Source organism: Pseudomonas sp. JV241A, from assembly GCF_900275665.1.
Classification (GTDB): Bacteria; Pseudomonadota; Gammaproteobacteria; order Pseudomonadales; family Pseudomonadaceae; genus Aquipseudomonas; species Aquipseudomonas wadenswilerensis.
Map to the genome: position 1 here is coordinate 319,732 of NZ_OPYO01000032.1, position 10,961 is coordinate 330,692.

At 63.4% G+C, this 10,961-nt stretch carries 11 protein-coding genes; 5 read left to right on the top strand and 6 right to left on the bottom strand.

Features of this window, described 5'->3' with window-relative positions; genetic code table 11:
- Window positions 1-29: 29 nt before the first annotated feature.
- Together pcaG and pcaH are read right to left on the bottom strand one after the other, a co-directional pair.
- Window positions 30-635, bottom strand: a complete 606-nt coding sequence (gene pcaG, locus JV241A_RS21580; RefSeq protein ID WP_115088828.1) for a protocatechuate 3,4-dioxygenase subunit alpha — start codon at window positions 633-635, stop codon at window positions 30-32.
- A gap of 11 nt (window positions 636-646) precedes the next feature.
- On the bottom strand, window positions 647-1,366 hold the full coding sequence (pcaH, locus tag JV241A_RS21585; protein WP_115088830.1) for a protocatechuate 3,4-dioxygenase subunit beta: 720 nt from the start codon (window positions 1,364-1,366) through the stop codon (window positions 647-649).
- A 200-nt stretch (window positions 1,367-1,566) separates the two neighbouring features.
- Here pcaH and JV241A_RS21590 point away from each other — a divergent pair, with 200 nt between their 5' ends.
- Entirely contained in the window at window positions 1,567-2,451 is an 885-nt protein-coding gene (locus JV241A_RS21590) for a neutral zinc metallopeptidase (protein ID WP_115088832.1), read from the top strand.
- Window positions 2,452-2,661: 210 nt separating this feature from the next.
- Window positions 2,662-4,581, top strand: a complete 1,920-nt coding sequence (locus JV241A_RS21595) for a methyl-accepting chemotaxis protein (RefSeq protein WP_115088833.1) — start codon at window positions 2,662-2,664, stop codon at window positions 4,579-4,581.
- 113 nt (window positions 4,582-4,694) lie between these two features.
- Here the strand turns inward: JV241A_RS21595 and ggt are convergent, their stop codons facing one another.
- The 3 genes from ggt to JV241A_RS21610 all read right to left on the bottom strand — a co-directional run bounded on the left by ggt (window position 4,695) and on the right by JV241A_RS21610 (window position 8,034).
- Complete coding sequence (ggt, locus tag JV241A_RS21600) at window positions 4,695-6,362, bottom strand: gamma-glutamyltransferase (protein WP_134064384.1); 1,668 nt, start codon at window positions 6,360-6,362, stop codon at window positions 4,695-4,697.
- Window positions 6,363-6,479: 117 nt separating this feature from the next.
- Complete coding sequence (locus JV241A_RS21605; protein ID WP_115088837.1) at window positions 6,480-7,376, bottom strand: LysR family transcriptional regulator; 897 nt, start codon at window positions 7,374-7,376, stop codon at window positions 6,480-6,482.
- A gap of 67 nt (window positions 7,377-7,443) precedes the next feature.
- Window positions 7,444-8,034 carry an NAD(P)H-dependent oxidoreductase gene (locus JV241A_RS21610; protein WP_134064386.1) on the bottom strand — a complete coding sequence of 197 codons (591 nt, stop codon included), beginning with the start codon at window positions 8,032-8,034 and terminating at the stop codon, window positions 7,444-7,446.
- A gap of 191 nt (window positions 8,035-8,225) precedes the next feature.
- On the opposite strand from JV241A_RS21610, the gene JV241A_RS21615 reads away from it, so the two are divergent.
- Window positions 8,226-8,540: a putative quinol monooxygenase gene (locus JV241A_RS21615; protein WP_115088840.1), complete on the top strand. Its 315-nt coding sequence runs from the start codon at window positions 8,226-8,228 to the stop codon at window positions 8,538-8,540.
- On the opposite strand, the gene JV241A_RS21620 is transcribed toward JV241A_RS21615, so the two are convergent.
- A complete protein-coding gene (locus JV241A_RS21620; RefSeq protein WP_115088843.1) occupies window positions 8,530-9,294 on the bottom strand; it encodes a sulfite exporter TauE/SafE family protein in 765 nt (254 codons plus the stop codon). The two genes, JV241A_RS21615 and JV241A_RS21620, sit on opposite strands and share 11 nt — an antisense overlap.
- Before the next feature lie 77 nt (window positions 9,295-9,371).
- On the opposite strand from JV241A_RS21620, the gene JV241A_RS21625 reads away from it, so the two are divergent.
- Window positions 9,372-10,304, top strand: coding sequence for a LysR substrate-binding domain-containing protein (locus JV241A_RS21625; protein WP_115088845.1), 933 nt, complete (start codon window positions 9,372-9,374; stop codon window positions 10,302-10,304).
- Window positions 10,305-10,350: 46 nt separating this feature from the next.
- On the top strand, window positions 10,351-10,956 hold the full coding sequence (locus tag JV241A_RS21630; protein ID WP_134064388.1) for a CDP-alcohol phosphatidyltransferase family protein: 606 nt from the start codon (window positions 10,351-10,353) through the stop codon (window positions 10,954-10,956).
- Window positions 10,957-10,961: the final 5 nt, after the last annotated feature.

Sequence of the window (10,961 nt, forward strand, 5' to 3'; positions counted from 1 at the left end):
GGCTTTGCTCATGTCACTCGCTTCAACATTCAAAAATCGAAGAATACCGTCTCGCCTTCACCCTGAATGCGGATATCAAACCGATACGCCAGCTTGCCGTCTACCTCGCAACGGGTCGCAACCAGCGTCTCGCGCCGCTGCGGCTGCTCGATCAGGTTGAGCACCGGGCACTTGGCATTGGCCTCGGCTTCGTCATCGAAGTACAGGCGGGTCTGCAGGTGGATGTTGATGCCACGGGCAAACAGGCTGATGTTGATGTGCGGCGCCATCGGCACGCCCGCGGCGTTGTTCGCCACACCCGGCTTGATGGTGTGCAAGGCCCACTCACCGGCATCGAACGTCGTGGCCGTGCGGCCGAAGCTGTTGAACGGTTTTTCCGGATCGAAGTCGCCCTGGTAGTCGCCATTGTGGTCGGCCTGCCAGAACTCCAGGAACGAGTCGCGCACCAGATGGCCGTTGCCGTCATAGACATTGCCGAACACCAGGATGTGCTCGCCCGGGGCGTCAGTCCGCGCCATGCGGTTCCAGATCTCCTGGTCGCGGGTCGGGTTGCCGGCGGCCTCCAGGGCCAGGCCGATGTGCACGTAGGGGCCGGCGGTCTGCGAAGGGGTTTCCGGCAGCAGTTCGATAGGCATGGGGCACCTCCTCAGCAGTTTTCGAAGTGGGTCTTGCGCTGCCCGCGCAACACGATGTCAAAGCGGTAGGCCAGGCAATCCATGGGGTTGGCATTGCTCATGTCCAGCCGTGCGATCAGGCTCTGCACCGCGTCAGGGTTGGCAATCGACTTGACGATCGGGCACATCGGGATCAACGGATCGCCTTCGAAATACAGCTGGGTGATCAAGCGCGTGGCAATCGACGGGCCGCTGATCGACACATGGATATGCGCCGGACGCCAGTCGTTGGGGCCGTTGCGCCAGGGGTACGGACCCGGCTTGATGGTGCGGAAGCTGTAGTAGCCTTGGCTGTCGGTCAGGGCCCGGCCGACGCCACCAAAGTTGGGGTCCAGCGGCGCCAGGTAGCGGTCGTTCTTGTGCCGGTAGCGGCCACCGGCGTTGGCTTGCCAGATCTCGACCAGGGTGTGCGGGATCGGTTTGCCGTGCTGGTCGCAGACGCGGCCGGCCAGGACGATGCGCTCACCGATCGGCAGGCCGCCGTTGTTGAAGTTGAGCAGCAGGTCGTGGTCGTGCGGGCCGAACTTGAGGTGCGAGAAATCCGGGCCGGTGCTTTCGCTGACCGACTGCGGGATGCTCACCAGGGCCTGGCGCGGCGAACGGGCGACGGAAGTCTTGTAGTCCGGGGTGAAGGCTTTCGGGTGCCAGTTGCGATCACGGATAGCGAAGCGACTGTTGTCTTGCGCAGACATGCCGTTCTCCTGTCTTGGAATTATTGGAGGGCCTGGGCGTGGCAGGCGAGCATGCAGTTTCCGGTATGCGGGGCCCGGCGAATACTGAAAAGAACCGCACCATACATAACCAAATGGTTATGAATAGATCAGGAATCTGACAGAGCCCCACGCGGTGAACTAATCTTTGTCCTCATGTTTCCAAGCTCCGGAGAGCACTCATGCAATGGCGAAAAGGCAGGCGTAGCGACAATGTGGTCGATGCCCGTGGCGAGGGCGGTGGCGGCATGCGCTTCGGCGGTGGCAAAGGCCTGAGCATCGGCGCGATCCTGTTGATTGTCGGGATTGGCTGGATCACCGGCCAGGACCCGCTGCAGATCCTCGGCCAACTGGCCGGGCAGATGGGCCAGGAACAGACCGCACCGGTCAGCCCTGGCACCGGCAAGGCGCCGCCGGCCAACGACGAGCAGGCGGAATTCGTACGGTCCGTGCTGGGCGACACCGAAGACACCTGGAAGGCCATCTTCGCCCAGGCCGGCCGCCAGTACAAAGACCCCAACCTGATCCTGTTCAGCGGCCAGATCAACTCGGCCTGCGGCTTCGCCTCTTCGGCGGTCGGCCCGTTCTATTGCCCGGCCGACCAGAAGGTCTACCTGGACATGAGCTTCTTCCGCGAAATGGAGCAGCGTTTCTCGGCCGCCGGCGACTTCGCCCAGGCCTACGTGATCGCCCACGAAGTCGGCCACCATGTGCAAACCCTGCTCGGCGTCTCGGCCAAGGTCCAGGCCGCGCGCCAGCGTGGCGAGCGCATGGAAGGCGACAACGGCTTGCTGGTGCGCCAGGAACTGCAGGCCGACTGCCTGGCCGGCGTCTGGGCTTTCCAGGCGCAAAAACGCTTGAACTGGCTGGAGCCCGGCGATATCGAAGAGGCCCTGAACGCCGCCAACGCCATCGGCGACGACCGTCTGCAGCAGCAGGGCCAAGGCCGGGTGGTCCCGGATTCGTTCACCCACGGCACCTCGCAACAGCGCCAGCGCTGGTTCAAGACCGGCTTCGCCAAGGGCGATATCAACCAGTGCGACACCTTTAGCGCACGCTCGCTCTGACCCGCCTGCCCCACCGTTTCGCGGCCACCTGAAGTCTCAGGCTGGCCGCAGAAATGCCCTGTTACCTACCGCTGATCATTTTTGCTGAAAAAGCGTTTCAGCTCCGGCGCAAGCCGCCGATAAACCCTGCTCAGAACATCGGCTGGCCATCAATAACAACAACCTTCCACCGATTCGGATCAAGAAGCACAACGTTCCTGGAGGGATTGCATGAATAGCTGGTTTGCCAACATCAGCGTCAACCTGAAACTCGGCCTGGGCTTTGGCCTGGTGCTGTTGCTTACCGGCCTGCTGGCCCTGACCGGCTGGAACAGCCTGGGCAGTCTGATCAATCGCAGTAACTGGATGAGTGACATCACCCAGCTCAACAGCGACTTGACCAACCTGCGCATCACCCGCCTGCAGTACATGCTGACCAACGGCGACGATGCGGCGGCCGGCAACGTTCAGGTCAAGCTCAATGCCTTCAGCGAACAGCAGCAAAAACTGCTGAAGAGCTTCAAGAGCCCCGAGAACATCAAGCTGCTCCAGGACCTGGGCCAGACCATCAGCGAATACCAGGTGTCGATCAACAAGATGCGCGCCGGCTACAAGACCAGCCTGGCCGCTCGCGATTCGATGAACCAGGCCGCGGCCCGCGCCATCGAGCTGATCGAAGCGATCAACCGCGACGTGCTGGCCCTGCCCGAGGGTGACGCCAGCCGCCTGGAGCAGTTCCGCACCACCACCCAGGCCAAGGAACAACTGCTGCTGGTACGCCTGGCCGTGCGCAGCTACATCGCTGACATCAGCAGCGAGACCGAGCAACTGGCCTTGCGTCAGCTCGACACCGCCCTGGCTGAAATCGCCAGCCTGAACCGCCAACTGCCTGGCGAAGCCGCGCGCATCAAGCAGTTCGAGACTGCCGTCATGGCTTACCGCGACGCCGTGCGCCAGTTCCGCGACGCCACCGCTGATATCGCCGTGTCACGTCAGGAGATGACCGTTCAAGGTGCCGACATCGTCAAGACCAGCGACGCCCTGTACCAGATCCAGCTCGACCGTCGCGACATTGAAAGCGCTCAGGCCCGCACCCTGCAACTGACCGCCACCTTGCTGGCGCTGCTGGTCGGTGTACTGGCCGCCGTGATCATCACCCGGCAGATCACCCGTCCGCTGCGCGAGACCCTGGCCGTGGTCGAGAAGATCGCCGCCGGCGACCTGACCCACAACCTGCGCGTCACCCGCCGCGACGAACTGGGTGTGCTGCAGCAAGGCATCCAGCGCATGGGCTCGACCCTGCGCGACCTGATCACCGGTATCCGCGACGGCGTCACCCAGATCGCCAGCGCCGCCGAAGAGCTGTCGGCCGTCACCGAAGAAACCAGCGCCGGGGTCAACAGCCAGAAGGTTGAAACCGACCAGGTCGCCACCGCCATGCACGAAATGGCTGCCACTGTTCAGGAAGTCGCGCGCAATGCCGAGCATGCTTCCGAGGCTGCCACCGAAGCTGATGGCCAGGCTCGCGCCGGTGACCAGGTAGTCGCCGAAGCGATCAGGCAGATTGAACGCCTGGCCGAAGAAGTGCACCGCTCCACCGAGGCCATGGGCCAACTGCAGCAGGAAAGCCAGAAGATCGGCAGCGTCATGGACGTGATCAAGTCGGTGGCCGAGCAAACCAACCTGCTGGCGCTCAACGCTGCCATCGAAGCGGCCCGCGCCGGTGAAGCCGGTCGTGGTTTTGCCGTGGTGGCCGACGAGGTTCGCGGCCTGGCCCAGCGCACGCAGAAATCCACCGAAGAGATCGAAGAGCTGGTCGCTGGCCTGCAGAGCGGTACCCAGCAGGTGGCCAACGTGATGCTCGGCAGCCGCAACCTGACCGACAGCAGCGTCGAGCTCACCCGCAAGGCCGGTGCCTCGCTGGAAAGCATCACCCGCACCGTGTCGAACATTCAGTCGATGAACCAGCAGATTGCTGCAGCGGCGGAGCAGCAGAGCGCGGTGGCCGAGCAGATCAGCCGCAGCATTCTCAATGTGCGCGATGTGTCCGAACAGACGGCGGCGGCCAGCGATGAGACCGCAGCGTCGAGTGTTGAACTGGCGCGCCTGGGTAACCAGTTGCAAACCATGGTCAGCCACTTCCGCGTCTGACCCGCTGAAGCCGGGGCTGCTTTGCAGCCCATCGCCGGCAAGTCCGGCTCCCACAATGGATCTGTTTACACCGAACCCTGTGGGAGCTGGCTTGCCAGCGATAGCTTCACCACTTATTTAACAATCTGCCCCACTCCCCGCCCACGCGGATCGGAAGCGGTTTCCAGCGCCGTGCCATTAACCCGGATGGCCTGGATGTCGCCCATCTCCCAACCCTGATCTTCCAGGGTGTAGCCCATCTTCTTCAGCTCTTCAGCGACCTTGCCGTTAAGCGGTGCAAAGGCATCGAAATAAATGGTGTCCTTGGGCAGCAACTGGTGATGCACGCGCTGCGCAGCCACGGCTTTTTCCAGCGGCAGGTTGTAGTCATAGAGGTTGTTCAGCACCTGGAAGATCGAGGTGAAGATCCGCGAACCACCCGGGGTACCCAGCACCAGGGTGACATTGCCATCGCGGGTCACCAGGCTCGGGCTCATCGACGAGAGCATGCGTTTGCCCGGCTCGATCGCGTTGGCATCGCCACCGACCACACCAAAGGCGTTGGCCACACCCGGCTTGGAACTGAAGTCGTCCATTTCGTCGTTGAGCAAAAAGCCCGCGCCCTTGACCACCACGCCGCTGCCGTAGTCCCAGTTCAGGGTGTAGGTGTTGCTGACCGCGTTACCGTCCTTGTCGACGATGGAGAAGTGCGTGGTCTGGTGCGGTTCGAGGCCCGGGCGGACTTTCGCGGTTTCCGAGATGGCGGTCGGGTTGACCTCCTGGGCGCGCTTGGCAATGTAGTCCTTGGCGATCAGCTGCTCGACCGGCACCTTGGAGAACGCCGGGTCGCCGAGGTAGTCGGCGCGGTCGGCAAACACGCGTTTTTCGATTTCGGCCAACAGGTGGATGTAGCGCGCCGAGTTCAGCTCGACACCCTTGAAGTCAGCGGCGCGCGCTTCCTTGATGCCCAGCAGCTGGGCCAGGGCGATACCGCCCGAGCTTGGCAGCGGCGCGGTGTAGACGGTGTTGCCACGCCAGTCGATCTTCATCGGCTCACGCCATACCGCTTTGTAATCCTTGAGGTCGTCCTTGCTGATCAGGCCCTTGTCGGCCTGCATCTGCGCCACCAGCAGGTCGGCGGTCTTGCCCTGGTAGAACTCGCTGACGCCCTTGTCGGCAATGCGCTCCAGGGTTTGCGCCAGCTCCGGCTGCTTGAAGGTCTCGCCGACTTTCATGCTGCCGAAATAGTCGTTGAAGTTGGTGCTGTCCTTGAACAGGCCCAGGGCATCTTCGCGATACTGGTACTGCTTGGACGCGACCTTGAAGCCATTCTTGGCATAGCCAACCGCCGGGGTCAGCAGCTCGGCCCAGGGCAGCTTGCCGAATTTCTGATGCGCCTCCCACAGCCCCATCACCGTGCCAGGCACGCCAGCGGCACGGGAGCCGACCAGGCTGAGGTTCTCGATGATCTCGCCCTTGTCGTCCAGGTACATGTTGCGACTGGCGGCCTTCGGCGCGGTTTCGCGGTAGTCGAGGAAGTAGGCCTTGCCGTCGACATAGAGGGTCATGAAACCACCGCCACCGATGTTGCCCGCCTCGGGGTAGGTGACCGCCAGGGTGAAGGCGGTGGCCACTGCCGCGTCCACCGCGTTGCCGCCTTTTTTCAGGATATCGGCGGCGACCTGTGCACCATATTGATCGGGTGCAGCGACCGCACCGCCCTCCAGACTAACCGCGTAAGCCGCGTTACTGGCGAGGATCGCGGCGCCCAGGGCCAGGGATCGGAAAATCACAACGCGCATGAGAGCTTCCTTAGTGTTGTTTTCGTTGAACAGCCATTAAGGCTGATGTCAGACGAGTTATCAAACACGGCAGGAAATTTCGCCGCTCACAGGCAGAAGCTGTCGCGGATGGATGCTTCAGCAGGCGTAGATCGCCAGCTTGTTCTGGATGAAATCGAGAAAGCACTGGATGCGCAGCGCCAGCTGGGTGTTGCGGTAGTACACCGCATTGATCGGCTGGCGATAGCCACTGTTGTGCTCGGGCAGGAGCACCTGCAGGCGCCCGCTGCGGATGTCTTCATGGGTCATGAAGTGCGACAGGCAGACGATACCTTCACCGGCCAGGGCCAGTTCGCGCAGGGTTTCACCGCTGGAGGCCGACAGCGCCGGACGGATCAGCAGGCGATCGCCTTCGGCATGGCGCAGTGGCCAGTGGTTGAGGGTCTCGGTCTGGGTGAAGCCGAGCAGCGCATGGCCTTGCAGGTCTTCAACCTGCTCGGGCGTGCCATGCCGGGCCAGGTACTCGGGGCTGGCCAGCAGGTTCAACGGGCTGCAACCGAGCGCGCGGGCATGCAGGCTGGAGTCGGCCAGCTCGCCGATGCGAATGGCAACGTCGGTGCTCTGTTCGATCAGGTCGATGATCAAATCGCTGGTGTTGAGCTCCAGCTGGATCTGCGGGTACAGCGCGCGGAACTCACCGACCCAGGGCACGATGGCGTGCAGCATGAACGGCAGCGCGGCGTTGATGCGCAAGCGCCCGGACGGCGTCTGGTGGTGCACCGACAGATGCTCTTCGAGCTCGTCCATCTGCTGCAGGATCGACTTGGCCCGCTCGAAGAAAAACCGCCCTTCTTCGGTCAGGTCCATGCGCCGGGTGGTGCGGTTGATCAGGGTGGTGCCGAGCTTGGTTTCCAGGCGCGACAGGGTCCGGCTGATCGCCGACGGCGTCTGCCCACCCTGCTCGGCAGCCGCGGAAATCGAGCCGCACTCGATCACCGAGACGAACACCTGCAATTCATCGGACCTGGCTTTCACGGCTATACCCCGGGGTTGGCAACAGCCGTGATAGATAGCCGCTTGGCGCGGCCAGCGCAAGGCTTCATCAGGCTTGAGCCTGGAAAACCTCGGCCAGGTGCTGCTCGTAGGCGGCCACGGCGGCTTCGACGTTGGGGCGCTTCATCACATCGACGGCAAGGTAGGTCGGCAGGCCGCTCATGCCGAGGAACTGGTTGGCCTTGTGGAACGGGAAGTACACCGCGTCCACGCCCTTGCCTTCGAAGAAGTCGCTGGGGTCGTCGAAGGCTTGCTGCGGTGCATTCCAGGTCAGCGACAGCATGTACTGCTTGCCCTGGATCAAGCCGCCGCTGCCGTACTTTTGCGAAGCATCGGATCGGGTGCGGCCGTCGCTGGCGTAGAGGCTACCGTGGCCGGCGGTGAAGACTTCGTCCAGGTACTGCTTGACGGTCCACGGCGCGCCCATCCACCAGCCAGGCATCTGATAGATGATGACGTCGGCCCAGAGGAACTTCTGCACCTCTTCGGCGTTGTCGTAGCCGCCGTCGATGTAGGTGGTCTTGACGTCGAAACCGGCGCGGTCAAGGAATGCCAGTGCGGTTTCATGCAGGGTTTCGTTCAGGCGGCCATCGGAGTGGGCGAATTTTTTACCACCGTTGAGCAACAGGACTTTTTTCATGGGGTGCCTCATCTGTGTTCGATCAGGGGCAACGGAGCCTGTGACCGAGTGAATTTGATGGCGGCAGAATAGGGGTCGGCCTCGCGGGGAAACAGCCGCGCCGGGGCAAAATACATTTGACCAAAAAGCACGAATAGCACGCTTATTGTTGCCTTAGAATCGTTTCACCCCTTCCTTTCAGAGGCCTCTTCATGAGCGAGCAATACGGTTTCATCCTCAAAGCCAAGACCCGTCCGGAAATGTCCGAAGCCTTCGAAGCGCTGTTTCGCGCCTACGTCGAGCCAAGCCGAGAGGAACCGGGCTGCGTCGAATACCACATGCTGCGCGACCAGCAAGACCCAAGCCTGTTCGTCTTCTACGAGATCTGGGCCAGCAAGGCGGCGCTGGATGTGCACTCGGCCCTGCCGCACATGGCGGCGTTTTTCGAGAAGCGCATGGACTACCTGGAGCGTGACTTCGATATCCAGTTGATCGACATGCTCAGCCCCTCTTCGGCTAGCCGTTGAGCAACAGGTGCGCGCCGAGCAGGGCCAGGCCGGTAAAGAAGCAGCGCTTGAACAGCACGGCGCTGATGCGCTGACGCAGCCACTGGCCGCCGAGCATACCCAGCAGCGCCGGCGCCAGCACCAGCAATGACGCGCCCAGGGCCTGCGCACCCAGCGCATCCTGGCCCGCCAGGCCGATCGCCAGGGCCAGGGTCGAGACGCTGAACGACAGGCCCAGGGCCTGGACCATTTCGTCGCGGCTCAGGCCCAGGCTCTGCAGGTAAGGCACCGCAGGAATCACAAACACCCCGGTGGCAGCGGTGATCACCCCGGTGCTCAGCCCGCAGAGCGGCCCAAGCCAGGGTTCATGTGCAGCCGCCAGGCGCACTGCTCGGCCGAACAGGCCGTACAACGCATACGCCAGTAACGCCCCACCCAAGGCACGCGCCGCCCATTCGCCACTGTTGATGCCCAGCCAGGCGCTGCCCAGCAAGGTGCCGACAAAAATCATCGCCAGCATCGGCCACAGCCTTTTCAGCAGGGCCCGCAAGTGTCCACCAAAGGCCAGTTGCCAGAGGTTGGTCAGGGTCGAGGGCACGATCAGCAAGGCCGCTGCCTGCGCCGGGGACATAGCCATACCGAGCAGGCCCATGGCTATGGTCGGCAGGCCCAGGCCAATCACGCCCTTCACCGCGCCGGCCAGCACGAAGGTCGCCAGAACCAGCAGCGTCAGCGCTGGACCGATATCCTGATAGAAGCCGAACAAGGTAGTCATGGCGCTATCCTGCACCTCGCCACTGAGACTGAAAATCTGCCATATACTCAGCCAGACTATTGCCCAGGAAGAGGCTGATGCATTTCGATCTGATTGACCTGCGACTGTTCCAGCACACCCTGGAGTGCGGCAACATCACCGCTGGCGCCCAGCGCAGCCACCTGTCGCTGCCGGCCGCCAGCGCGCGCATCCGCGCCATGGAAAGTTCGTTGGGCACACCGCTGCTCGAACGCAACCGCCGTGGCGTGCAGGCCACGCCTGCGGGGCAGGCGCTGCTGCAGCATGCCCGGCTGATCGCCCAGCAGGTCGAACGCCTGCAGTTCGACCTCGGGCAGTACGCCCAGGGCCTGCAGGGCCAGGTGCGACTGCTGTGCAACACCGCAGCGTTGACCGAATACCTGCCGGAGCTGCTTGCCGGGTTTCTTCAGCAGTACCCGGCCATCGACCTCGATATCCATGAACTGCCGAGCCTGCGCATCGTTCAGGCGATCACCCAGGGCGTGGCGGATATCGGCATCATTTCCAGCGCGGTGGCCAGCGAACACCTGCAGACCCTGGCGTTTCGCGACGACCCGCTGGTACTGATCATGCCGCCCGCTCACCCACTGGCCGTCGACGCCAGCCTGCGCTTTGCCGACACCCTCGGCCACGGCTACGTCGGCCTGCAGGCCGACAGCGCCCTCGCCCTGCACCTTGAAGAGCAGGCCCTGCACCTGGGCCGGCGCCTGCAAGTCCGGGTGCGCGCCGAAGGCTTCGACGGGGTGATCCGCATGGTCGCCCATGGCGCCGGTTTGGGAATCGTGCCACTGGCAGCGGTACAGCGCTGGCAGGGCGTGTTGCCGTTGCACAGCCTGGCGCTAAACGAGCCGTGGGCCAACCGTCAGTTGCGCCTGTGCAGCCGGGATTTTGCCGGACTGCCCGGGCATGCGCAGGCCTTGCTCGACTGCCTGAGTGCCGGCGCTATTGCTCCGGCAGGGGCAATCCACCGACAATCGCCCCCGCGGACCTAGTTGTTGCTGCACTGATCGCCAACCGAGTCGTAAAGGGAGTTTCACCGTGCCGTCGATCTACCAGCTCAAACCCCGCTTTCAGGCGCTGTTGCGCCCGACGGTCGAGCGCCTGTACCAACGCGGCGTCACCGCCAACCAGGTGACCCTGAGCGCCGCCGTGGTTTCCGTGTTGCTCGGCCTGTTGCTGGCCTGGCTGCCACACCTCACCTGGCTGTTCGCCCTGGTGCCGGTGTGGATGCTGCTGCGCATGGCCCTCAATGCCATCGACGGCATGCTCGCCCGCGAATTCGGCCAGCAATCGAAGCTCGGCGCCTACTACAACGAACTCTGCGACCTGGTCGCCGACAGCGCCCTGTACCTGCCTTTTGCCTTGCTGCCGGGCGTCTCATCGGCGCTGGTGGTGATCGTCGTGCTGGCGGCGCTGATCAGCGAATACGCCGGTGTCATGGGCCCGCTGGTCGGCGCCGAGCGCCGCTACGACGGCCCCATGGGCAAGAGCGACCGGGCCTTTGTCTTCGGCGTGCTCGGTGCCGGCGTCGCCGCAGGACTGCTGCCTGCCAGCTGGATCAACGGCGTGCTGCTGGTGATCTTGCTGCTCTCGCTCTATACCCTCTACAACCGGGTCAGCCGCGGTCTGGCGCAAACCCGCTGAAGCTC